24 protein-coding genes are annotated in these 23,259 nt (G+C 67.4%); 17 read left to right on the top strand and 7 right to left on the bottom strand.

The annotated features are described in order from the left end of the window. Window positions 1-20 precede the first annotated feature (20 nt). The gene (locus tag RAH40_RS16960) at window positions 21-242 is read left to right on the top strand and encodes a hypothetical protein (protein ID WP_306598772.1); all 222 of its coding nucleotides are present in this window, start codon (window positions 21-23) and stop codon (window positions 240-242) included. A gap of 22 nt (window positions 243-264) precedes the next feature. Here the strand turns inward: RAH40_RS16960 and RAH40_RS16955 are convergent, their stop codons facing one another. Then, window positions 265-801, bottom strand: coding sequence for a hypothetical protein (locus tag RAH40_RS16955; RefSeq protein WP_306598771.1), 537 nt, complete (start codon window positions 799-801; stop codon window positions 265-267). Window positions 802-939: 138 nt separating this feature from the next. Then, window positions 940-1,713: an SDR family NAD(P)-dependent oxidoreductase gene (locus tag RAH40_RS16950; protein WP_306598770.1), complete on the bottom strand. Its 774-nt coding sequence runs from the start codon at window positions 1,711-1,713 to the stop codon at window positions 940-942. A gap of 289 nt (window positions 1,714-2,002) precedes the next feature. Here RAH40_RS16950 and RAH40_RS16945 point away from each other — a divergent pair, with 289 nt between their 5' ends. The 6 genes from RAH40_RS16945 (at window position 2,003) to RAH40_RS16920 (ending at window position 6,390) form a co-directional block, all read left to right on the top strand. Next, window positions 2,003-2,206, top strand: a complete 204-nt coding sequence (locus RAH40_RS16945; protein WP_306598769.1) for a cold-shock protein — start codon at window positions 2,003-2,005, stop codon at window positions 2,204-2,206. A 225-nt stretch (window positions 2,207-2,431) separates the two neighbouring features. Continuing rightward, entirely contained in the window at window positions 2,432-2,635 is a 204-nt protein-coding gene (locus RAH40_RS16940; protein WP_306598768.1) for a cold-shock protein, read from the top strand. A 129-nt stretch (window positions 2,636-2,764) separates the two neighbouring features. Continuing rightward, entirely contained in the window at window positions 2,765-2,968 is a 204-nt protein-coding gene (locus RAH40_RS16935; RefSeq protein WP_306598767.1) for a cold-shock protein, read from the top strand. 85 nt (window positions 2,969-3,053) lie between these two features. Beyond that, on the top strand, window positions 3,054-4,652 hold the full coding sequence (locus RAH40_RS16930; RefSeq protein WP_306598766.1) for an HD domain-containing phosphohydrolase: 1,599 nt from the start codon (window positions 3,054-3,056) through the stop codon (window positions 4,650-4,652). 47 nt (window positions 4,653-4,699) lie between these two features. Further along, on the top strand, window positions 4,700-5,257 hold the full coding sequence (locus RAH40_RS16925) for a type II secretion system protein (protein WP_306598765.1): 558 nt from the start codon (window positions 4,700-4,702) through the stop codon (window positions 5,255-5,257). A 5-nt stretch (window positions 5,258-5,262) separates the two neighbouring features. Next, a complete protein-coding gene (locus RAH40_RS16920; protein ID WP_306598764.1) occupies window positions 5,263-6,390 on the top strand; it encodes a D-alanyl-D-alanine carboxypeptidase/D-alanyl-D-alanine-endopeptidase in 1,128 nt (375 codons plus the stop codon). Window positions 6,391-6,394: 4 nt separating this feature from the next. On the opposite strand, the gene RAH40_RS16915 is transcribed toward RAH40_RS16920, so the two are convergent. Next, window positions 6,395-8,752 carry a PAS domain S-box protein gene (locus RAH40_RS16915; RefSeq protein WP_306598763.1) on the bottom strand — a complete coding sequence of 786 codons (2,358 nt, stop codon included), beginning with the start codon at window positions 8,750-8,752 and terminating at the stop codon, window positions 6,395-6,397. A gap of 329 nt (window positions 8,753-9,081) precedes the next feature. On the opposite strand from RAH40_RS16915, the gene uppS reads away from it, so the two are divergent. From uppS to RAH40_RS16895, 4 genes are read left to right on the top strand one after another with little or no spacing between them, the layout of a single operon-like run. Continuing rightward, window positions 9,082-9,768 carry a polyprenyl diphosphate synthase gene (gene uppS / locus RAH40_RS16910; protein WP_306598762.1) on the top strand — a complete coding sequence of 229 codons (687 nt, stop codon included), beginning with the start codon at window positions 9,082-9,084 and terminating at the stop codon, window positions 9,766-9,768. An 11-nt stretch (window positions 9,769-9,779) separates the two neighbouring features. Continuing rightward, entirely contained in the window at window positions 9,780-10,685 is a 906-nt protein-coding gene (locus tag RAH40_RS16905; RefSeq protein ID WP_306598761.1) for a phosphatidate cytidylyltransferase, read from the top strand. A 3-nt stretch (window positions 10,686-10,688) separates the two neighbouring features. Continuing rightward, window positions 10,689-11,858 carry a 1-deoxy-D-xylulose-5-phosphate reductoisomerase gene (gene dxr, locus RAH40_RS16900; RefSeq protein WP_306598760.1) on the top strand — a complete coding sequence of 390 codons (1,170 nt, stop codon included), beginning with the start codon at window positions 10,689-10,691 and terminating at the stop codon, window positions 11,856-11,858. Then, window positions 11,855-12,979 (top strand): RIP metalloprotease, encoded by a 1,125-nt coding sequence (locus RAH40_RS16895; RefSeq protein ID WP_306598759.1) that lies wholly within the window; start codon window positions 11,855-11,857, stop codon window positions 12,977-12,979. The genes dxr and RAH40_RS16895 overlap by 4 nt, the downstream gene beginning before the upstream one ends. Here RAH40_RS16895 and RAH40_RS16890 read toward each other — a convergent pair. Next, entirely contained in the window at window positions 12,976-13,296 is a 321-nt protein-coding gene (locus tag RAH40_RS16890) for a putative signal transducing protein (protein WP_306598758.1), read from the bottom strand. The genes RAH40_RS16895 and RAH40_RS16890 overlap by 4 nt on opposite strands. Continuing rightward, complete coding sequence (smpB, locus tag RAH40_RS16885) at window positions 13,293-13,748, bottom strand: SsrA-binding protein SmpB (RefSeq protein WP_306598756.1); 456 nt, start codon at window positions 13,746-13,748, stop codon at window positions 13,293-13,295. Before smpB ends, RAH40_RS16890 begins: the two co-directional genes overlap by 4 nt. 45 nt (window positions 13,749-13,793) lie before the next feature. Here smpB and RAH40_RS16880 point away from each other — a divergent pair, with 45 nt between their 5' ends. From RAH40_RS16880 to rlmN, 4 genes are read left to right on the top strand one after another with little or no spacing between them, the layout of a single operon-like run. Continuing rightward, window positions 13,794-14,441 (top strand): DedA family protein, encoded by a 648-nt coding sequence (locus tag RAH40_RS16880; protein ID WP_306598754.1) that lies wholly within the window; start codon window positions 13,794-13,796, stop codon window positions 14,439-14,441. Between the two features lie 10 nt (window positions 14,442-14,451). After that, entirely contained in the window at window positions 14,452-15,867 is a 1,416-nt protein-coding gene (locus RAH40_RS16875) for a mechanosensitive ion channel family protein (protein ID WP_306598753.1), read from the top strand. A gap of 43 nt (window positions 15,868-15,910) precedes the next feature. Then, window positions 15,911-16,192 (top strand): hypothetical protein, encoded by a 282-nt coding sequence (locus RAH40_RS16870; RefSeq protein WP_306598751.1) that lies wholly within the window; start codon window positions 15,911-15,913, stop codon window positions 16,190-16,192. Then, window positions 16,189-17,277 carry a 23S rRNA (adenine(2503)-C(2))-methyltransferase RlmN gene (gene rlmN, locus RAH40_RS16865; protein WP_306598749.1) on the top strand — a complete coding sequence of 363 codons (1,089 nt, stop codon included), beginning with the start codon at window positions 16,189-16,191 and terminating at the stop codon, window positions 17,275-17,277. Before RAH40_RS16870 ends, rlmN begins: the two co-directional genes overlap by 4 nt. 94 nt (window positions 17,278-17,371) lie before the next feature. Here the strand turns inward: rlmN and RAH40_RS16860 are convergent, their stop codons facing one another. Both RAH40_RS16860 and RAH40_RS16855 read right to left on the bottom strand, forming a co-directional pair. Then, window positions 17,372-17,938, bottom strand: coding sequence for a reverse transcriptase domain-containing protein (locus RAH40_RS16860; RefSeq protein WP_306598748.1), 567 nt, complete (start codon window positions 17,936-17,938; stop codon window positions 17,372-17,374). Further along, window positions 17,914-18,693, bottom strand: a complete 780-nt coding sequence (locus RAH40_RS16855; RefSeq protein ID WP_306598747.1) for a reverse transcriptase domain-containing protein — start codon at window positions 18,691-18,693, stop codon at window positions 17,914-17,916. Before RAH40_RS16855 ends, RAH40_RS16860 begins: the two co-directional genes overlap by 25 nt. Window positions 18,694-19,471: 778 nt before the next feature. Here RAH40_RS16855 and RAH40_RS16850 point away from each other — a divergent pair. Together RAH40_RS16850 and leuS are read left to right on the top strand one after the other, a co-directional pair. After that, entirely contained in the window at window positions 19,472-20,230 is a 759-nt protein-coding gene (locus RAH40_RS16850) for a hypothetical protein (RefSeq protein ID WP_306598746.1), read from the top strand. A gap of 598 nt (window positions 20,231-20,828) precedes the next feature. Beyond that, window positions 20,829-23,252 carry a leucine--tRNA ligase gene (gene leuS, locus RAH40_RS16845; RefSeq protein ID WP_306598745.1) on the top strand — a complete coding sequence of 808 codons (2,424 nt, stop codon included), beginning with the start codon at window positions 20,829-20,831 and terminating at the stop codon, window positions 23,250-23,252. Window positions 23,253-23,259: the final 7 nt, after the last annotated feature.

Raw genomic sequence — 23,259 nt, 5'->3', positions numbered from 1 at the left:
GAATCCGCCCTGGCGTGTGCATGATCTGGAAACCCGCGGGGGGAGGCATCTCGGCGCTGGTGACCGTCATTGGCCTCGACCTGGACCACGACAAGGCGCAGGTGCACGTGAAGAGGGCCTCCACCGGAACCTGCAAGGCGCACTGGGTGGACATGGCCGCCCTTTCGGAAGCGGCCGCGGACGCGCGTCCTTGCGGCTGCGCGGAAAAGCCCCACGAGCCCAACGAGAACCACGCGGCCTAGCTGTCCACGTGCCAGGGGCCCCCTACTTGCTCACCTGGAACGCGTCCCAGCTGGCGTAGATCCAGTCCACGATCCGAGGCATCCACGCGTCGAAGTCGTGGGTGCCCGTGGGGTCGAGGGTTACGGGAATCGCGTCGGGGAGCAGCTGCAGGTGCTGGGTGGGGGGCACCAGGGTGTCCTCCTGGCCGTGCAGCACGCGCCACTCCGGGCGGGAGGCGGCGCGCTGGATGGCGTCGGGGGTCAGCTGGGACCAGGGGCTGCAGACCGAGAGGCGCAGGGGGGACGGGGCGAAGGCCGCCAGCAGGCCTCCGAAGCTGAAGCCCACGGTCAGGTGGGGCACCCGCGTGCCCAGGAAGGCATTCATCTCATCCCAGGCCTGCACGAAGACGCGGTCCATGGGCTTGCCCTCGGGGGGCAGGTGGACGGCCTGGAGGGTGGGGCGGAGGAAGACGGCGTTCTCCCAGCCTCCGGCTTGGAGGCGTTCTTCCAGGAGTCTGACGGTTCCGAGACCGCTTCCTCCCAGGCCATGGAGAAGGAGTATGGAGGAAGGTGCCGGCATAGATCTCCATGATGGCACAAAACCGGGGCAGGTGGCCAGCTTTGCCGCGCCAGGCCTCGCCGGGCATGGCCGCGCGTTGGTTAAAAGGAGCGGAAGGGAACCCGGAGGTCCCCTTTTGCCCAGACGACCTTCCGGCGCTTATGCGCGGCGGTGGATCTTCGTGCCGTTGTGGCTGGCCTGGTCGCGGCACTTGACGATGATCTGGTCGATGTTCACGTGGTCCGGGAGCGTCAGGGACCAGCGGATGCACTCGGCCACATCGTTGGCATCCAGGGGCTCCACGCCCTTGTAGACCGAGTCGGCCTTCTCGGTGTCCCGCAGGCGCACCAGGGAGAACTCGGTCACGGCCATGCCGGGGTCCACCTCCGTGATGCGGATGGGTTCTCCGCAGAGCTCCAGGCGGAGGGTGCGGGTGAGGGCCTTGAGGGCGTGCTTGGAGGCGCAGTAGGCGCCGCCGCCTTCATAGACCCAGTGGCCGGCGGTGGACCCGACGGTGAAGTAGTGTCCCCAGCCGCTCTTGCGGACATGGGGGAGGGTCGCCTTGAGGGTGCGGATGACGCCTTCCACGTTGGTGTGGAGCATGGCCTGCCAGTCCTCCTCGAGGACGGAGTCCATGCGGTCGGTTCCCCGGGCGAGGCCGGCGTTGGCCACCACCACGTGGAGCCCGCCCAGGGCCTCGGCCGCCTCGGCCACGAAGCGGTCGACGCTGGCGGTGACCCGGGTGTCCAGGGCGCCGGCGAAGGTCCGGACCCCATGCCTGGCGGCCAGTTCCTCGGCCAGGGCGCGCACCTTCTCCACGCGCCGCGCGCCCAGCGCCAGGTGGCAGCCCTGGGCTGCGAGCAGGCGCGCAGTTGCTTCCCCGAACCCGGAGGAGGCGCCGGTGATGAGGGCGATGGGATGGTCAGGACGCATGGCGGTCTCTCCGTGTCTGCAGGGGTAGAACCTAAGGATATCCCCGGGGGCCAGATATTTGGGAACCGGAGGCGAAGGTGGCGCACGGGCCCCGAAAAAAAACTCAAAATTCCTGTGGATTCTTGGGGAACTTTTCAGATTCCTGGTTTATTCTCATGGCCTAATCTATTTCTCATCTCCCAACCCGGACCCCGCCGTTCTCGAACGGCTCTGTCCTGGTGCCACGGATCCTCACCTGGGAGGCGCCTGGCGATACCCCTACCCAGGATCATTTTTCTAGGAAGTTGCAATGGCTCAGGGCACCGTCAAGTGGTTCAACGCTGAAAAGGGCTTCGGTTTCATCACCCCCGATGAGGGTGGCGCCGATCTGTTCGTTCACCACACCGCCATCCAGGACCGGGGCTTCCGCACCCTCCAGGAGAACCAGCGTGTGAGCTTCGATGTCGCGCAGGGCCAGAAGGGGCCCCAGGCCACCAACGTCGTCAAGCTGTAGCCCGGACGGCCCCCCAGCGCGGGGGCCGTTTCATGTACGTTCCCTCCCCCGCCGCCGTTGAAAGGGAGCTCCCGCTGGGTTATGATCCCAGGGGTGATCCGCTCTCTGGGCGGGCCATGTTCATGTATCCCCGGGAGTTCCGCTCCCCCCGGCGCCTTGGCCTGGCAAGGACCCTGAATGGAAAACCCCAGGCGAAAAGGGGCAGGCCCCCGCAGGAAAGACACCATGTCCGAAGGCACCGTCAAGTGGTTCAACGCTGAAAAGGGATTCGGCTTCATCACCCCCGATGGGGGTGGCGCCGATCTGTTCGTCCATCATTCCGCGATCCAGGATCGCGGCTTCCGCACCCTCACCGAGAACCAGCGGGTGAGTTTCGAGGTCGCGCAGGGCCAGAAGGGCCCCCAGGCCACCAACGTCGTCAAGCTGTAGGACCGGCCGGAACATCGGGGGGGCGGCTGTGATGGCCGCCCTCTTTTTTTGGCATGAAAGTGACATTATTGAATCCGGCAGTTCGCGCCGATAGTCTTGCCGTGCGGTAGGCCCGCCGAGGAAGGCGATATGTCGTCTGGTTTCGTCAAGAGCTTCAGCGCCCAGAAGGGTTTCGGATTCATCACGCCCGACGAGGGGGGGCCGGACATCTTCGTCCACCACACCTCGGTGCAGGCGGGCGGCTTCAGGACCCTCGACATCAATGCGCGGGTCCAGTTCGAAATCACCCAGGGAGCCCGGGGGCCCCAGGCGATCATGGTGAGCCGGGCCTGAACATTGGACGCCGCCAGCCCCAGCGCGTAGGATACCGGATAACGCTTCCAGTGGCCTCCGGGCCCAAAACTCACGGTCCGCATCCATGCTGCCAAGCCTACGCAGTCTCAGCGATCCCCTCATCCAGCGGCTCGCCCAACTGATCTACCGTTGCCTGGAGGATCTGGGCAGCACGAAGGCCGCGCTCTACCTGAAGGACCCGGCCACCGGCTCCTTCGACCTGGTCAGCCACTACGGCTGGCCCCGCACCCTGCCGCCCCCGGATCGCATCGCGCCCCAGGACCCCATGCTGGTCCTGGTGGCCCGGGAACGCCGCAGCCTGGCGGTGAACGATCCCCGGAACTACCCGGAGCTCAAGCCCTTCGGCCACGGCGCCGCCCATGTGCCGCGGTTCTACCTTTCGCCCATCTACGACCGCGGCGAATGGAAGGCCCTGCTCCTCCAGCGGGACCCCTCCAAGGGCGGAGCCTACGACCCCGAGCGGCAGGACGCCGTGGTGCAGACCATCTGCACCGAGATCGCCCTGGCGCTCAATGCCTTTCCCGTCCCCTCCCCCCGGCCCGAACCCGCGCAGGAGGCCCCCGCGGTGGACGAGGTGCCGGCCCTTCGCGTCGCGGCGCCCCCATCCGGCGCCATGGTGCAGGTGGAGAAACCGGAGGCCTCGGCCCTTCCCCTGGAGGAGATGGAGGCCGTCATCCCGGAGCAGCAGACCTTCTTCTGGGAAGCCGCCAGCCTGCTCTGCCAGATGGTCCCCTCCGCCGCGGTGGCCCTGTGGCTCAATGACGCCCTGGACGCCCGGCCCCTGCTCATCTATAGCCGCCTGCCCCTTTCCGCGGACCTGAAGCAGCAGGTCGTTCGCCAGGTCCTGACCCAGGCGCCCCATGTGAAGGAAACGGAACTCCGGCTCCTGACCCGCTCGGAGTGGATGGAGCGGGAGCCCGTCTCCGGGCACTTCGCCACCCTCCTGCCCGTGCTGCTGGAGGAGGAGGCGGGCGGGGAAAACCTCCTCATGCTCTTCCGTCTGGAGGACCGCCCCTTCTCCATGCATGAGCAGGATCTCGTGCGCCAGGTCTCCCGGATGCTGGGCTTCTACCTCCAGGAAGCGGGCCTCCACGAGCGGTACCATCAGGCCTTCCTTTCCGTGAGCCACCGCATCCTGGCCTCCGCCGAGGGCCGGATCCCGTCGTTGAAGACCCATAGCATCAATACCGCCGAGCTCTCGCGGGACCTGGCCAGGAAGGTGGACCTGCCCACGTCCGCCGTGGAGGCCGTGAGCATCTCCGCCATCCTCCACGACGTGGGCACCCTCCTCCTGGACTACCGGGTGCTGGACAAGCCCCGGCTCACCGCCGAGGAGCTGGAGAAGGTGCGCCAGCACCCCCTCCTGGCCTCCACCTTCCTGAAGGACCTCTATTTCCCCTTTGACGTTCTACACATCATCCGCCACCACCACGAGCACTGGGACGGCGGCGGCTATCCGGACGGCCTGAAGGGCGAGGCCATCCCCATGGGCAGCCGCATCATCCATCTGGTGGAGGCCTACGAAATGATGATTTCCGAAACCCCCTACCGGCCGGCCAAGACCCCGGTCCAGGCGGAGGCGGAGCTGGAACGGCTGGCCGGCGTGCAATTCGACCCCCAGCTCGTGACCCGGCTCATCCAGATTCTCAAATCGCGGCACTAAAGATCGGCTGGCTGCATCCTGAGGTAAGCTGGGGGCCGGAGGTCCGGATGGCACGCGACACCACGAGGGAACGGGGCTTCATCCTGGCCATGCTGCTGGCGATCATCGTGGCCATGGGGATCCTCCTCACCGCCGCCCTGCCCTCCCTCAAGGCCGAGGTCCAGCGGGACCAGGAGGCCGAGCTCATCTTCCGGGGCGAGGCCATGGCCGCGGGCATCCGCGCCTACCGGGCCAAGACCGGCGGCTACCCCCTCAGCCTCGAGGACCTGGGCAAGATGCGGCCCCCGGTGGTGCGCAGGGTCTACAAGGACCCCATGAGCCGGGAAGGGGACTGGGACCTCATCACCGCCGTCCAGGCCGGGGCCTCCGGGGACACCACGGGGCTGCCCATCGTGGGGGTGAAGACGAAGGTCCAGGAGAACAGCTACCGGATCTACAACGGCAAGACCCTCACGAGCGACTGGGCCTTCTCCGCGGCCGGGAACCTGCTCGGGGTGCCGGGGGCCCCCACGGCCGCCGGCGTCCTGGGGGCCGCCAACGATGCCGCCAAGAAGCCCGACGCGCCCAAGACCGCGGGGTCGGCGAACACCGGCACCAACCCGTAACGCGCATGATCCGGCCCATCCTCGCCTGTCTCCTCCTGGCCCTGCCCGCGGCGGCCGACCTCCCGGCCTGGGGCCGCCGCATGGAGGCCCGGTCCGTGCGGGCCTCCGCCGGCCTCTGGGACCTGCAGACCGGCAAGCTCCTGGAGGGCTACGAGACGGACCGCGCCCTGGTGCCGGCCTCCACCACGAAAGTGCTCTCCACCTATGCCCTGCTCAAGACCTGGAAGCCGGACTACGAGATCGAGACGGAGGTGTGGGGGGATCTGCGGGGCTCGACGGTGGCGGGGGACCTCGTCTTCAAGGGGGGCGGGGATCCCCTCCTCACGTCCGAGCGGATCTGGCTGCTGGCCGAGGAACTGAAGGCCCGGGGGGTCACCGCCGTGAAGGGCCGGGTGCGCCTGGACCAGTCCGCCTTCGACGACCAGCACTTCGGCAACGGGTGGGAGAACACCTCGGCCAACACCACCCCGCCGGTCCTGCCCCTCTCGGTGAACTTCAACCGGGACCGGGGGCGCATGGTGTCCGAGCCGGAGCGGTACGCCGCCGACACCCTCACGCGGATCCTCAGGCAGGACGGCATCGTCATCGAGGGCGCCGCGGCGGAGGCCGGGGAACCCCGCAAGCTCCTGGGCTTCCGCTCCCCGCCCCTGCGGGACATCGTGGGCGGCATCAACAAGTTCTCCAACAACTTCATGATCGAGATGCTGGTCAAGCGCTTCGGCGGGGGCACCTGGCCCCAGGGCGTGAGGCAGATCCAGGGCTTCTATTCGACCATGCTGGGCCTGGGCCCGGACAAGGTGGCCATCACCGACGGCTCGGGCCTGAGCAAGGAGAACCGCCTTTCGGCGCGCACCCTGGCCATCGTCCTGCGGGCCGCGTGGCACGACTTCGAGGTGGGCCCCGAGATGGTCGGCTCCCTCAAGATCATCGGCGGCGAGCCCTTCCGCCTCCACATCAAGGACGCCGCGCTGGCCCGGAGGATCCGGGTCAAGACCGGGCACCTCAACGGGGTCTGGAGCGCGTGCGGCTACCTGCAGACGCGGGACGGCAAGGGGCACGTGTTCGCCATCATCCTCAACGGCGACTGCGCGGAATCCGACGTGTGGGACCAGATACGCGCGTGGGCGGACTAGGCTCCTAGCCGTTCGAGGCCTTCAGGTCCGAGATGGCCTGCCTGAGCTTCTTCAGGTCGAAGGGCTTGCCCAGGTGGGGGAGCTTGGCCTGCTCCAGGAAGCTCCGGGTCTCGGGGTCGAAGGAGTCGCCGGTGGTGAACAGGATCCGGCTGGCCATGCCGGCCTGGTGCTCCTGGATCCACTCGAAGAGCTGGATCCCGCTGAGGCCCGGCATGCGGATGTCGGAGACGATGAGGTCGTAGGTGCCGCCCTGGAGCTTCTGGATGGCTTCGGCCGCCAGGGAGCAGGGAGTGACCTGGCAGCCCCAGGACTCGATGGCGTCCACGAGGCATTCCAGGAGGAACTGCTCGTCGTCCACCACGAGGATGCGGGCACCCTCCAGGTTCGCGGGGGCTGACGGGGACGGGGCTTGGACCATGGACAACTCCACCAGATATGCGTTCCCGAGTCCTTCCTGGCTGCGGACGGTGACCTTTCCGCCGTGGGCCTTCGCCACCGAGGCGACGACGCACATGCCCAGGGAGTCCACATCGGTGGCCTGGGCCAGATCGAAGATCCTGCGCGAATCGGCTTCGGAAAGGGCCGGTCCGGTGTCCTGCGCCACCAGCTGCTGGCCCGTGGCCGTCTGCCGGGTGCCCACCCGGAGGCGCCGGGCGGCGGACCGGGCCGAGGCCCGGATCCCCGTGCGGAGAAGGCAGAGGACGGCTTCCCGCACCATCCCGGCGTCAAGCGAGGTGCGCTGGAGGGCGGGGTCGAGGGACAGCTCCATCGAGACGCCGGCCGCGGCGGCTTCTCCCTCCACGCGCCGGGCGCAGTCCTGCACCACCTCGTTGAGGCTGGCGTCGTCCATCCGGGGCGAGGAGGGGGAGAAGAGCATGAACAGCGGCTTCAGGAGCAGCTGCGCGTGGTCCACTCCGGACAGGACCTTGGACAGGCGCGGCGCCATGGCGGCATCGGACTCCTCCAGGAGCAGGTCCCGCTGGAGCACCATCGGGCTGAGCCGGTTGGCGACCTCGTTGAGCATGGGTGGCAGGATGCGGGCCAGGGCGGCCATGCCCTGCGCGTCGTTGAGCCGGGCCTCCAGGGCCTGGCGCTCCCCTTCGTCCCGGATCAGGGCGGAGTAGGCCAGCACCCGGTCGTCGCTGCCGCGGATCGGGGCATAGGTGACCCGGGCGGGGAACTCCGTGCCGTCCTTGCGCAGGCGCACCGTGGCCACGTCGCGGATGAGCTGGCCCTTCCCGACCTGGGCGATGGCCTGTTCCAGCTCGCCGGCGCGGGAGGCCGGGGCCAGCTGCTGCATGGTGCGTCCGACGATCTCCGCCCGGGCGTACCCGAAGATCTGCTCGGCGGCGGAATTCCACGTGAGGATCCTGCCGTCGGCGCTGAAGGAGACGATGGCCTCGCCCACGCTCTGGATCAGGCCCTCCAGGTAGCGGCGGGTCTTGAGGTTGTCCTGGTTGGCGCGCTCGAGCTGCCCGTAGATCTGGCGCAGCTCCTCGTTCTTCTTCTCCAGGGCGTCCTTCACGGTGCGCAATTCGGAGTAGAGCCGGGCGGTCTCCATGTTGGAGGTGAGGGCGTCCTCCAGGAGGTCCTGGGCATCGGCCACCTTGCCGGGGGCCAGGTCCGTGATGGAGACGCCGCTGTGCCGGAGCACGGTGGATTCCTGCGGGGGCGCCACCGGCTCGGAAGCCCTGGGCAGCTCGTGCATGCTGGACTTGATGTTGGAATCGATGAGATTGAGCATCTCCTCGAAGTCCTTGATCTTCTTGTCCAGGTGGTATTTCTTGAAGGTCGTGCCCACGGTCTCCCGGGCGATGGAGAGGAAGGTGTCCAGCACCCCGTCCCCGCGGTTGGCCACGGACTCGAAGTAGGGCACCGACCGGAAGTTGAGCCGGCGGTTCATGACCCCCACGGGCATGGCGTCGTCCAGGTCCCGCTTGTTGTACTGGAGGACGAAGGGGATCTGCTTGATGTTGAGCCGGTTCGCGTTGAGGTTGTGGTAGAGGTTGGAGAGCGAATCGACGTTCTCCTGCATCTTGGCTTCGCTGGAATCGGCCACGAAGACCACGCCGTCCGACCCGCCGAGCACCACCCGGCGGCTGGCGTCGTACTGCACCTGCCCCGGCACCGTGTAGATCTGGAGGTGGATGGCGTTCCCGTAGATGTAGCCCAGGTTGATGGGCAGCAGGTCGAAGAACAGCGTCCGGTCCTCCTGGGTGTTCACGGAGAACATCTCGCCCCGGTTGGATTCGGAGCACATGGCGTGGAGCGCCTGGAGGTTGGTCGTCTTGCCTGAAAGCCCCGGCCCGTAGTAGACCAGCTTCAGCAGGATCTCGTTCGCGCGCGTGTTGAATTGAACCATCAGGGGTTTCCCATTTCCAAGGAATGCTCTAGATTACCGTATCCCTGTAATTCCAACGCAACAAGCGAAGCGAATTTGTCGCCGGCTCAATCTTGGGGCGGGACGGCCCATGTTAGAATTCGCCTTACCCGTCTGCCGCGTGCCCTCCCGGGCCGCCCTTCGTGTCAATCGCCTGGAGATGCCCGGTTTGAACATCCACGTTTCCGCTCCCCGGATGACCCTGTGAGCATCCCCCGCCACGTCGCTCTAATCTTCTCGGTATCCGCTGCGCGGATACGCGAGACTTCCCACCCGGGCCCGCTCGGCCGCGGCCTTGAGGGGGAGGTCCAGTGAGCATCCCCCGCCACGTCGCTCTCATAATGGACGGCAACGGCCGCTGGGCTGCCCAGCGGGGCTGGCCCCGCATCAAGGGCCACAAGGAGGGCGTGCGCGCGGTCCAGGACATCCTGGACGCCGCCTCCGACGCCGGCATCGGGCACCTCACCCTGTACGCCTTCTCCACCGAGAACTGGAAGCGCCCCGCCCAGGAGGTGGCCGTCCTCATGGCCCTCCTGCGGATGTATCTCAGGATGTTCCTGCCCAAGTTGAAGAAGCGGGGCATCCGGTTCCACCACCTGGGGGCCCCGGAAGGGCTTCCCGAGGGGATCCTCAAGGACCTGCGCACCCTGGAGCTCCAGACCGCCGGCCACACCGGGATGGTCTTCCACCTGGCCGTGAACTACGGCTCCCGGCTGGAGCTGGCCACCGCGGCCCGGAAGTGCATCGAGGACGGGGTCCCGCCCGCGGAGATGGACGAGGCGGCCCTGGCCAGCCGCCTGTGGACCGCCGGCGCGCCGGACGTGGACCTGCTCATCCGCACCTCCGGGGAGCTGCGCATCTCCAACTTCCTGCTCTGGCAGGCCGCCTACGCCGAGTTCTACATGACCGAGTGCCTCTGGCCCGATTTCAGGGGCCCCCAGCTCCGGGAAGCCCTCGAAGCCTATTCCCAGCGCGAGCGCCGCTTCGGCGGAATCTGAGCGGAGTCCCCATGACCCCTGCCCCACCCCCCAAGCGCGCCGGCATCGACAAGGGCAACCTTGCCGTCCGGGTGGGCACCGCCCTGGTGTTCGCGATCTTCTTCTTCACCCTGCTCTACCTGGGTGCCCAGTACTGGGCCAAGGCCGTGTTCCTGGGCCTCCTGGCCGGGGCCCTGCTCATGGCCATGCACGAGTTCACCCTCATGGGCCGGAAGATGGGCTTCAACCCCTCCTTCCTCGCCGGCACCCTGGCGGGCTGGGCCTTCCTCCTGCACTTCTACCTCCTGGGCCGGGACCCCACGGACCCCCTGCCCCTGTGGCTGGTGTTGACGGGTTCCGCCCTGGTCATCCATTTCGGCGCCCTCCTTTTCGACCGGGACCTGGAAAAGGCCCTCCCCAGCCAGGCCATCACCTGGATGGGAGCCGTCTACCTGGGCCTGGGCACCGGGTTCATGATGAAGCTCTTCATGTTCAGCGAGACGACCCTGTCCAACACCGGCGGGCGCCTCGTTCTGGCCCTGTTCCTCATCACCTGGATCGGCGACACCTGCGCCTACTTCGTGGGCAGCCTCCTGGGCCGGCACAAGCTGGCGCCCCGGGTGAGCCCCAAGAAGACCTGGGAAGGGGTGGGCGGCAACCTCGCGGGCAACGTCCTGGCGGCCTTCCTCATCCGGGCCTTCGTCTACACCGAGTGGACGCCCCTGGACGCGCTGGCCATCGGCCTCCTCCTAGGCGTGGCCGGCCTCATGGGCGACCTGGTCGAGAGCATGTGGAAGCGCAGCGCGGGCGCCAAGGACTCCAACATGGGCGGGATCTCCATCCCCGGCCACGGCGGCATGCTGGACCGGCTGGACAGCCTGGCCTTCGCCGCGCCGGTGTTCTACGCCTACATCCACTTCGTCCACGGACTGAACTGACCCATGCGCAAGGTCGCCCTCCTGGGATCCACCGGCTCCATCGGAACCTCCACCCTGGACGTGGTGGCGGCCCATCCGGACCGCCTGGAGGTCGCCGCCCTGGCCGCGGGCCGCAACCGGGACCTCCTCCTGGCCCAGTGCGAGCGGTTCCGGCCCCGGCTGGTCTCCCTCTCCCGGCCTGAGGACGCCCAGTGGCTGGCCGGCCAGCTCTCCTACCGGCCCGACATCCTCCACGGCATGGACGGCCTCCAGGCCTGCGCCCTGGAATCCGGGGCCGACACCCTGCTGGCCGCCGTGGTGGGGGCCGCGGGCCTGGCCAGCGCCGAGGCCGCCCTGCGGGCCGGCCTGCGCGTGTGCGTGGCCAACAAGGAGAGCCTGGTGGTGGGCGGCGCCCTCATGCGCCAGGCGCTGGAAGCCGGCGGCGGCGAGCTGCTGCCCGTGGATTCCGAACATGCGGCCCTGCACCAGCTCCTGGCCGGCCACGCCCCCGGGGCCGTGCGGGAGGTGCGCATCACCGCCAGCGGCGGCCCCTTCCGGGACTGGGACCTGCAGCGGGTGCACGACGCCACCATCGAGCAGGCCCTCAACCATCCCACCTGGAAGATGGGGCCCAAGATCACCATCGATTCCGCCACCCTGATGAACAAGGGCCTGGAGGTGATCGAAGCCGCCTACCTCTTCGGCCTGTCTGCGGACCAGATCGCGGTGACCATCCACCCCCAGAGCCAGGTGCACGCCATGGTGGGGTTCCATGACGGCACCTACCAGCTTCAGGTGTGCGCCAACGACATGAAGCTGCCCATCCAGTACGCCCTGCTGCATCCCGATCGCCTGCCCGGTCCGGTGCCGCCCTACGACTGGGACGCCGCCCGCGCCTGGACCTTCGAGCCCCCCGACCTCACCAGATTCCCCTGCCTCGCCCTGGCCTACCAGGCCCTCGCGGCCGACGGCACCGCCCCCGCTATCCTCAATGCCGCCAATGAGGAAGCGGTGGCCGCCTTCCTGGACGGCCGGATCGGCTTCTGGCGGATCCAGGCCTGCTGCGGGGCCATCCTGGCCGCCATCCCGGCCGAACCGGCCCATACTTTGGATCAGGTGATGGATATTGACCGGCAGGCCCGGGTCCAAGCCAGAACCTGGATTTCTCACCACACCCGCCAAGGAAACCCATGAAGCGATTGCTCTATACGGCACCGGCCCTCCTCCTGGTCTCCTTCATTCCCGGCGCCGGCTTCTGGGGACCGGTGGTGCTCCTGGTGGGCCTCATCTTCTTCCACGAACTGGGCCACTTCCTGGTCGCCAAGTGGATGGGCTTGCCCGTGGAGGTCTTCTCCCTGGGCTTCGGCCCCCGGGTGGCCGGGTTCGCCTGGAACGAGACGGACGTCCGTTTGTCCCTCCTTCCGCTAGGCGGCTACGTTCGCCTGGCCGGCTACAACCCCGAGGAACCCGACGCCGAGGACCCCCACGGCTTCCTGGCCCAGCCCGCCTGGAAGCGCCTGGCCTTCTACTCCGGCGGCATCCTGGCCAACATCCTCATCACGGTGGTGGTCTTCTTCTTCCTGGGCGTCAACAACGCCCGCACCACGGCCGCGCGCCCGCTTCCCTCCCCCCTCCTGGTGGTGGACGTGAGCTCGGACATGCCCGGCGCCCAGGGCGGCCTGAAGGCCGGCGACCAGATCACCCGCTTCGGGGAGCTGAAATTCCCGGGCAGCAGCAACGAGGAGGCCATCACGTACATCCGGGCCCGGGTCGGCCAGCCCATCGAGGTGGCCGTGGAGCGGGAGGGCATCAACCGCACCCTCACCGTGACCCCCAAGGACGTCGGCGGAGCCGGCAAGATCGGCGTGGCCTTCGAGCCCTCCAGCTGGGTCTATGACAAGCGCCCCCTGCAGGCCAGGGACCTGGGTTCCGGCGCCTATTTCGCGGTGGTGGGCAGCGCCCGCCTCGGCTGGGAGATCCTGGGGAACTTCGGCAAGCTCGTCACCCACAAGGTCAGCTTCAAGGAGGTGGGCGGCCCCATCACCATCGTCCGGGCCGGCAGCAGGGCGGCGAAGGCCGGCCTCATGCAGTTCATGGGCCTCATCGCCCTGATCTCCATGAACCTCGCCGTGCTCAACGCCCTGCCCATCCCCTTCCTGGACGGCGGCCACGCGGCGCTGCTGATCTTCGAGAAGATCCGCGGGAAGGACCTGTCGAACCTGGTGAAGGAACGGATCCTCACGGGCGGGTTCCTGTTCTTCGTGTGCCTGTTCGCCCTGATCATCTTCCAGGACATCTGGAAGCTCAGACACTAGACCGGCTTGGGTGCCTGGCATTTCCAGCAGGACTGGAACTGGGGTTCGAGCGTCTCCCCGCAGGCGCAGACCCACGGTTCGCCTTCGGGCGTGGCGCGCAGGGAGGCCACGAAGGTGGCCACCAGCCGGGCCGCACGTTCCGCGTCGCCGTCCTCCAGGACCCAGACCCTGGGCAGCGTGCCGCGGATGTTGCTGAGCTCGCCCACCACGGCCTGGTAGGCGCCCCCGCGCACATCGGCGAGGATGCCCTGGTCCTCCAGGTAGGTGGCCACCATGTTGGCCTCCCTGAGATTCAACGCTTCATGAACGTCCTTCATTCCCTGTCCCCTTTCCGCACCCGGTCCATTTCCCGCTTCTGCTCCCGCTCCTTCAGGGCCTCGCGCTTGTCGCCCAGGGTCTTGCCTTCGGCCAGGGCGATGCGGACCTTGATCTTGCCCCTGGGCGTGAGGTAGATGGCCAGCGGGATCACGGTGTAGCCCTTGCGGGTGGCCCTGGAGACGATCTTGTCGATCTCGGCGCGGTTCAGCAGCAGCTTGCGGGGCCGCAGGGGGTCGTGGTTGGCGTAGGTCCCGAATTCATAAGGGCTTATGTTGGCCTGCTTCAGCCAGAGCTCGCCCCCGGTGATGTCCACGAAGGCGTCCTGCAGCTGGCCGTGGCCGCCGCGCAGCGATTTCACTTCCGTTCCCAGGAGGGCCACGCCGGCCTCCCAGGTGTCGACGATGTGGAAAGCGTGCAGGGCCTTCCGGTTGCGGACCAGGTCTTCAGTCATGATTCCAGTCTATCCAGGTTAGGCTAGAGGGTTCAGGAGACCCCTTTGCTTCATAAAATCCTTGCACCGATCATCGTCTGGATGACCGCCATGATGGCGGCCATGGGCCCCATGGGGGTCTCCCTGCTCATGGGCATCGAGAGCGCCTGCATCCCCCTCCCCAGTGAAGTGATCATGCCCTTCGCCGGGTTCCTGGCCTTCAAGGGGCAGATGACCTTCCTGGGCCTGGGGGCGGGCAGCCCGATGACCCAGGTCTGGATCGCGGGCGTCTTCGGCGCCCTGGGCTGCAACCTGGGCTCCATCCCCGCCTACGAACTGGGGGCCTGGGGCGGACGCAAGGCGGTGGAACGGTACGGGAAGTACATCTTCCTCAACCTCGACCACCTGGACCAGGCCCACCGGTTCTTCGAGAAGTTCGGCCGCTGGGCCATCCTCATCGGGCGCATGCTCCCGGTGATCCGCACCTTCATCGCCCTGCCCGCCGGCATCGCCAGGATGGACCGCAGGACGTTCCACCTCTACACCTTCGCCGGCAGCCTCCCCTGGTGCCTGGGCCTGGCCTGGGTGGGCTTCAAGCTGGGGGAGAAGTGGGACACCCTGGGCGTCTGGTTCCACCGGTTCGACCTGGTCATCGGGGCCGTGATCCTCGCGGGGATCGTGTGGTTCCTTTGGAGTCACCTCCGGAAGCGTTAATATCCTAGGCATGTTCCGAGACCTCCGCACGGCCGTGAGTTCCACCCGCAGGATCGCGGCCTTCGGCCTGCTGCTCCTGGCCCTGGGCCTGGGCGCCTACGTGCTGGGCACCCAGCACGCGCATCCCCGGTTCATCCAGGCGGCGGGGAGCCTCTTCTGGATCGTGGGCGCCTACCTGGGGATCCGCATCTTCACCTACATCCTGCTGGACCCCCTGCTTAGCAACCGGGAGACCGCGGTGCCCGGGTTCGCCCGGGACCTGGTGGTCTTCGCGCTGTACGTGGGGGCGGCGGTGCTCCTGCTGCACAAGGCCGGCGGCGTGAACCTGGGGGCCATCCTGGGCACCGGCGCCATCGCGGCGGCCGTCGTGGGCCTCTCGCTCCAGGAGACCCTGGGCAACCTCTTCGCGGGCATCTCCCTCCACCTGGACGAGGCCTTCCGGCCCGGGGACTGGATCGAAGTCACCGGCAACCTGCGCAACGCCTCGGGGCAGGAGACGTTCATCGGCCAGGTGGAGACCATGACCTGGCGGTCCGTGCAGATCGTCACGGAGAACGGCGACACCACCGTGTTTCCCAACCGCGTCCTGGCCCAGGCCGTGGTCACGAACCTCTACGCCCCCTCCGGTCTCCACCGCCGCACCCTGAAGGTGACCGTGGAGCCCCACGGCCCCATGGTCGACACCGTGGCCGCCCTGGAACAGGCCCTGGGCGGCATTCCCCACTACCCCCACCGCAAGCCCGAGGTGGTCACCCACAGCTTCGACATGGGCGGCGTGGTGCTGGAGCTGCGCTGGTGGGCCCTGGGCTGGCGCCACGGGCGGGCCGCCAACTTCCTGGCCGTGCGCCTGGCCCAGACCATCCTGAACCGCCGGGGCGTGCCCCTCCTCGGGCCGCACGGGGCCACCACCCCCCGCTCCGTCCCCATCGTCCTTCCGGAGGGGGCCGTCCCCGAGATCCTGGACCGGATCGGACTGCCCGGGGAATGGGCCGGCGAACTCCGGGAAAGCATGATCCTGCGCCGGGCCGCCCCCGGCGAGGGCGTCATCCGGGCAGGGGACCTGGGCGAATCGCTCTTCATGGTCATGCAGGGTTCGCTCCAGGTGGTGCGCGTGGACGAACGCACCGACCCCTACACGGGCCTCTACTGGGACGTGCTGGCCGAGCTGAGGCCCGGCGACTGGTTCGGGGAAGGCTCCCTGCTCACCGGCGCCGTGCGCAGCGCCACGGTGGTGGCCACGTCCCCCTGCGAACTGGTGGAGCTGCCCAAGGCCGCCTTCGAGAAGTGCGTCCAGCGCAATCCCCAGGTGGTGGAACGGCTGGTGGATCTCATGGAGTCCAGGTCCAGGCGCATGAACGAGGCCCCCAAGGCCGATTCCAGGCGCGAGGAGTGGCTCGCCCAGATCAAGAACTGGTTCCGTCTGTGACATTGCCCTTCCAGCAGGCATTACTATGGAAGCGGAGGCGGCCATGAAGATCCCAGAGAACCTTCGAGAGATCGTGGACCGCCTGGGCACCGCCATGGTCCAGGCCCTGGCCAAGGACGAGGAGACCCGGGCCCTGGCCCGGGCGATCCAGGACAAGGGCTTCGACATCGCCCTGGTGCTGGAGGCCACGGTGGCCCTGCACCGCCGGGAGGAGGAGGACGAGGACACCGCCCCCGGCTTCACCCTGCCCGCCCCCGAAGGCGACGAAGGCGCGTGGAGCGAAGCGGACAAGGCCTTCCTGCGCACCTTCCGGATCTCGATGTGACCTTCCACGAGCCCGCCCCCGAACTTGCCGCGGGTCCCCGCCCCAACGCCGCCGGCATGGACCTCCCGCGCCTGAAGGCCCTGGTGGCCTCCATGGGCGAGAGCTCCTTCCGGGCCGCCCAGCTGCACCACGGCCTCTACCGCATGCGGTGGACCGCCTGGGAGCAGTTCACGAACCTCTCCAAGGCCCTGCGCATCCGCCTGGAGCGCGAGGTGCTTCTCTCCTGGCCCGCCGTCAGCGAGAGCGTGCCGTCGGCGGACGGCTCCACCAAGCACGCCTTCCTGCTGGAGGACGGCGCCCAGGTGGAGGGCGTCCACATGCCCTACGGCAAGCGCACCACCCTGTGCCTCTCCAGCCAGGTGGGCTGCGCCATGGGCTGCACCTTCTGCGCCACGGGCCTCATGGGCATCAGGCGCAACCTCACCCCCGGCGAGATTGCCGGCCAGGTGGTGGCGATGCTCAACGCCCACGGCCACGGCCCGGACGAGGCGGTGAACCTGGTCTTCATGGGCATGGGCGAGCCGCTGCACAACCTGGACAACCTCATGGCGGCCTTCGCCCTCCTCACGGATCCCGCCGGCCTGGGCATCTCCCCCAAGCGCATCACCCTGTCCACCTCCGGGCTGGTCACCGGCATCCAGCGCCTGGCCGGGTTCAAGCCCAGGCCCCGCCTGGCGCTGAGCCTCAACGCCACCACCGACGCCTACCGCTCCAGCATCATGCCCGTGAACCGGGCATGGAACCTGGAGGCCCTGGCCGCCGTCCTGGGCGCCTTCCCCCTGGAGCACGGGGAGAAGATCACGCTGGAATACGTCCTGCTGAAGGGCGTCACCGACGCGCTGGAGGACGGGGCGCGGCTGGCGGCCTTCGCCGCGCGGTTCCCGTCCAAGGTGAACCTCATCCCGTTCAACCCCCACGAGGGCTCGGGCTTCGAGCCGCCCACGGAGGAACGGATCGTGGAGCTGTGCGGGATCCTGGCGGGCCGGGGCATCACGGTCAGCGTCCGGCGGAGCCGGGGCCAGGACGTGGCCGGGGCCTGCGGGCAACTGGTGAGGCAGGCGGCCAAGGATGACGAAGATATTTGATTTATTTATCTTTTTTAGTCGGGTAGGCCGGGGAGCTTGCGCCCCCGGCCCCCCTCAGATCCGGACGTGCGGGACTACCGCATCCGGCTCCTCGTCACGGTCGCTGAGGACGTAGTTTCGATGCGTAACTGATGGCTGGGGCCAGTGGGAACCGAGCCAGAAGCTTGTTCATGCGATCCCAGGTCATGCGGGCCCGCTGGGACCTCCGGTTGAGCCATCCACGCCACCTTCGCCCAACTTCATAGCGGAAGTGCGCCAGGGCCCTGGAGTTCCCCGTGATCCCGTAATACCTGAAGTGACCGACCAGTTTCTGGTTGATCGTCCGCCATTGCTCGCGCACCGGGAGGTGGCGGTGTTTGGCCATCCACTCCCCGATCTTCGTGAGCGCCCGACTCATCCGGCTCTTCGCGGTCTTCCGCTTCACCACCCACCGGCCGTTCTTGGCCGTGGCCCAGTAGTGGGTGAATCCCAGGAAGTCGAAGTGGCCTGGTCCCCCATTGGGGTCCCTGGGCTCCCTCGGCTTCCAGAACTCCACCAGCCGGGTCTTATCCGGGTGGATCGTCAGGCCATACCGCTCGAACCGCTTGGGCAGGACTTCCATAACCCGCTTGGCATCCTCCTCCTGGGCAAAGCCCATCACGAAGTCGTCCGCGTAGCGCACCAGGAAGGCCCGACCCCGGAGTCGGGGCTTGACCTCCCTTTCAAACCACACGTCCAGCACCACCTCGTGAGGTAGATGTTGGCGAGCATCGGACTGACCACCCCGCCCTGGGGCGAGCCGGTTTCCGGGTGCGTGATGCATCCTTTCTCCAGCACGCCCGCGTTGAGCCATTTGCCGATCAGGCGCCTCAGAACGCCGTCCTTCATCCGCAGGTCAAGGATTTCCCGCAGCTTCCCGTGGTCCAAAGTATCGAAATACTTACGGATATCCACGTCAAGCACCCAGCCTCCCCCCATGTCCATCAACCCCTGCCAAATCGCCTCCAGCGCCATGTGCGCGGAGCGCCCGGGCCTGAACCCGTAGGAGCAGTCCAGGAAGTCCTGCTCATAGAGCGGTTCCATCACCATCACCACGGCCCTTTGCAGGACCTTGTCTTCGAAGGCGGGAATGCCCAGGGGGCGTTGGCTGCCATCCCCTTTCGGGATGTAGGTTCTCCGGACTGGAGGGGCCTTGTAGGTGTCGCCGTTCTTAGCCCGGTTCAGGAGGCTCTGGAGGTTGGACTCCAGGTTTTCCCCGTATTCCTTGCCCGTCACGCCGTCCACCCCGGTCGCCCCATCCTTGCGGGTGCGCCCGAAGGCTTCCTTCATCCAGTCCAGGTCCATGTGGTAGGCCAAGGAGGTGAAAGCCACCTCCGGGTGGATCCTGGCCAGTTCTGCGATCCGTTGTTGTTTCGTGGAGACGCTGTTGGATGTCATTGCACCCATTATCTTTCCCTTCAACGGTTCCGTGATCCGGCAGCTCCTTGGCTCCAGCGGGTCCCGGCGGCCCGGTTCCCCGCGATCATCGCTACTATGAGCTGCTCCGACTTCCGGCCACCCCTCCCGCGCTCCTTCGTTTCCTTCAGTTTGCGGTACCGCCCTGTGCCGGCTGTTCGCTCCCGCCGGGGGCGGCACCCCCCGGCGAGCCTGGGTTCGTTTTACGTGGCTTCCCTCACCACTGGGTTGTTGGCGGAGATGGCTGGATCTCCCAGGTTCCTGGGGAACCCCTGTGCACGTGCCCTGCTCTATGACCCCGGTGGGACCCTACGGTCAGGCCCTTGCGACCTTCGGGTGCTGTCTTCCGATCGGAGAACGGCGTCGACTCCCACGGTTGGATGCTTTCGGGGCTCCATCACACGGCCCATGCACTCCCTGTCTACGCTTCACGAGGTCGGTCGCCCTTCCCCACGCAAGACTCGGTTCCGGCTGCTGGCCAGCTTTGCCGGGCGGGGCTTGCTGCCTCCCCGCTGGGCTCCATTGCGAGGTTTCAGTCTGTCTTAGGTCATCCATCCTCCTCGCCCAGGCTTGGCCTGGCGCACTCCCCGTCCATCCCCGTTCATCCCCGGCGAATTAAGCATTTAATTTCCCGGGGATGAACGGGTATGTAAAAGGATAAAAGACAGAAATTCATCCCTTTCATGAAGAGGCGGGGTTGACAAAGGGGTTGGGGAGGCCATTTTAATTCAATGATTATTTTATTGGGTCGAATTCCATGATGATCAAGCGCCCCTTCCTCCTGGCTCTGTTCCTGGTGCTTGCCGTGTCCGGCTGCAGGGCGCCCCAGGTCGCCACCCCGGCCCCCGTGATGTCATGGCGGGTGGCCACGGCCCACCTGGACGACATCTTCGAGCAGATTCCCAACAGTTCCATCGACGATTTCCGCAGGGAGACCCCGGACGAGGAACGCAAAAGGGTGAACGCCTCCCACGGAGAGGCCGGCCTCAAGGAGGACAAGGCCCACATCTACGGCGAGCCCGCGCCCGCCACCACCGACCTCATGCTCAAGCGGCTGGGAGTCGGCAAGGACGACGTGCTCTACGACCTGGGCAGCGGCAGGGGCTACTTCCTCATGCAGGCCCTCCTCACCACGCCGCTGCGCAGGGCCGTGGGCGTGGAGCTGGCGGCCTCCCGCGTCGCGGTCGGGAAGGCCGCCCGGAAGCGGATGGAGGAGCAGGGCCTCCTTCAGGGCAGGACCCTGGACCTCCGGGAGCAGGACATGGCCCAGGCCGACTATGCGGACGCCACCGTGGTCTACATGGACTCGGTGTTCTACTCGGACGAGCTCCTGAAGACCGTGGCCGAGCGCCTTTCCCGCGCGAAGAACCTGCGCGGGATCGTGATGATCATGAAGGGCCTGCCGCCAAACCCCTGGTTCGAGGTGGAAGGCCGGGAGCGCTGGAAGATGAGCTGGAGCCCGAGGTTCGGGTCTGAGGTGATCTTCTACCGGCGGACGGCGGAACCGGCGCAACCCTGAGCGGACGTTCGGGAGACGGAATGGGCAGGAAATCACCAGGCGGCACGCAACTACTGGAAAGTGTTGAAGAACCGTCGGTCCAGGGGGGGCAGCGAGGTGGTTGCAAAATGTTACCGACTGAAGCTACCGGCTTCCGATGGCAAGAATGACTTGTCGGACGTCGCGACGGCCGAGATCCTCCTCCGCCTCGTCCAGTCAGTCCCCAGCCCCAAGGCTGAGCCCTCGTTCGACGGGGTGGGCCGGCCCTTCGGTTGAATGCGCCGACCCACCACGCAATGGCAAGAACGTGTGGTCAGGCAAGAAAATGCCCATCGCCGAGGACGCCGGGGTGCCGAGGTTCGCCGAGGAAAATAGAGCTTATTCTCGGCGTTCCTCGGCTTCCCGGCGTCCTCGGCGTTGGGGTTGTTCTATGGGACTTCACACCGTCGGTTCAATGCGGAGTGGGTAGGCGCAATCATCCGAAGGGCGGGCCCACCCAGTCAAACGAGGAGTCTGCACGCCTATCGGGTGCAAGTCCCTTGAAGGGTTGAGCAAGAGCCCGTCCCTTGGCCATACCCCCCCCCTCCGGTAAACTAATCGTTTACCGCGAGGCTGCCCCATGCCGTTCGATCCCCTGCACCAGGAATCCCTGATCCAGCAGCGCTGGATGGAGGCGCAGGCCTTCCGCGCGCCCCGCGCGTCCGAGCTCAAGCCCAGTGACCGTACTTTCTACATGCTCGTCATGCTCCCCTACCCCAGCGGGCGCATCCACATGGGGCACGTGCGCAACTACACGCTGGGCGACGTGGTGGCGCGGTTCCGGCGCATGCGGGGGGACAAGGTCATGAATCCGCTGGGCTGGGACTCCTTCGGGATGCCGGCGGAGAACGCGGCCATCAAGAACGGCATCCACCCCGCCATCTGGACCCGGGCCAACATCCAGGAGATGAAGGGCCAGATCCAGAAGATGGGCATCAGCTACGACTGGGACCGGGAGATCGCCACCTTCCTGCCCGAGTACTACAAGTGGAACCAGTGGTTCTTCCTGAAGATGTGGGAACGCGGCGACGTGTTCCGGGCGCTGCGCAACGTGAACTGGTGCGAGGCCCTGGGCACGGTGCTGGCCAACGAGCAGGTGGTGGACGGCAAGGACGAGCGCACCGGGCACCCGGTGGTGCAGAAGGCGCTGGAGCAGTACTTCTTCGCCATCACCAAGTACGCCGACGAGCTCCTCAGCGGCCACGGCCAGCTGGACTGGCCCGAGAACGTCAAGGCCATGCAGCGGCACTGGATCGGCAAGTCCGAAGGGGCCCGCCTCACCTTCGACCTCGCCGACGGCAGCGAGGTGTCGGTCTTCACCACCCGCCTGGACACCCTGTGCGGCGTGACCTTCATGGCCCTGTCCACGGAGCACCCCTTCATCCTCAAGGCGGCCCAGTCCGATCCCGCCCTCAAGGCCTTCTGCGACCAGGTGGCCGCCATGAGCCGGGAGGACCGGCTCATGAGCGACATCAAGCTGGGCTGCCGCTCGAGGCTGGAGGCCATCCACCCCTTCACCGGGGAGAGGATCCCCATCTTCGCCGCCAACTACGTCCTCATGGACTACGGCACCGGGGCGGTCATGGGCGTGCCCGCCCACGACGAGCGGGACCATGAATTCGCCGAGAAGTACGGCCTGCCCATCCCCAAGGTCATCGAGAGCGCCAACCCCTGGGAGCCCGGGATCCTCGTGAACTCCGGCGAGTTCGACGGCCTGACCTCGGACGAGGCCGTGGACGCGATGGTCCGGAAGCTCGGAGGCCGCGCCGAGAAGGCCATCACCTTCAAGCTCAAGGACTGGGGCCTCTCCCGCCAGCGCTACTGGGGCACGCCCATCCCCACGGTGCACTGCCCGGACTGCGGCGTGGTGCCCGAGAAGGCGGAGAACCTGCCCATCCGCCTCCCCGAGGACGTGGCCTTCGCGGGCGCCGGGGCCTCCCCCCTGCTCACCTCCCGCACCTTCCTGGACTGCCCCTGCCCCGCGTGCGGCAAGCCCGCGCGGCGCGAGACGGACACCATGGACACCTTCGTGGACTCCAGCTGGTACTGGATGCGCTACCTGGACCCGAAGAACGAGACCCTCCCCTTCGCCAAGGCCGAGGCCGACGCCTGGAGCCCGGTGGACCTCTACATCGGCGGCATCGAGCACGCCACCATGCACCTCATCTACGCCCGGTACTTCCACAAGATCATGCGCGACCTGGGCCTGGCCTCGGGCGACGAGCCCTTCAGGAAGCTCATCTGCCAGGGCATGGTGCTCAAGGACGGCTTCAAGATGTCCAAGTCCAAGGGCAACATCGTGGATCCCGACGAGGTGATCGCCAAGTACGGCACGGACGCCCTGCGTCTCTTCATGATCTTCGCGGCGCCCATCGAGAAGGAGATCGACTGGACCGGCTTCGAGGGCATCGAGGGGGCCACCCGCTTCCTGCGCCGCTCCACGCGCATGGTGGAGGAGCACGTGCCCACGAAGGAGGCCATCCCCGCCAAGGACCAGCTCACCGCCGAGGAGAAGACCCTCCTGGTCAAGCTGAACCAGACCCTCCACAAGGTCACCGACGACCTGGACCACCGCTACCAGTTCAACACCCTGGTATCCAGCCTCATGGAGACCTCCAACGCCCTGGCCGACCTGCCCGCGGACGCCCCGCACCGCGGCGCCGTCATGCAGCACGCGCTCGAGGTCTTCACCCTCATGCTGAGCCCGGCCGCGCCCCACCTGGCCGAGCAGCTGTGGGCGACCCTGGGCCACGAGGGCTTCTGCATGCACGCCGCCTGGCCCGTGGCGGACCCCGCGTGGCTGTCGGCCGACGAGGTGACGGTGGTGGTGCAGGTGAACGGCAAGGTCCGCGGCCGCATCCTGGTGCCGGCCTCGGCCACCGAGGAGGAACGCCGCGCCGCGGCCCTGGCCTGCCCCGAGGCGCTCCACCACATGGAGGGCAGGGAAATCGTCAAGGTGGTGGTGCCCCCCGGCGGCAAGCTGGTCAGCATCGTCGTCAAATAAGGAGCCC

The sequence above is a fragment of the Geothrix sp. 21YS21S-2 genome (genome assembly GCF_030846775.1).
Classification (GTDB): Bacteria; Acidobacteriota; Holophagae; order Holophagales; family Holophagaceae; genus Mesoterricola.
Note: the sequence above shows the minus strand (reverse complement) of the source record. Positions and strands in the feature narration are given on the sequence as shown.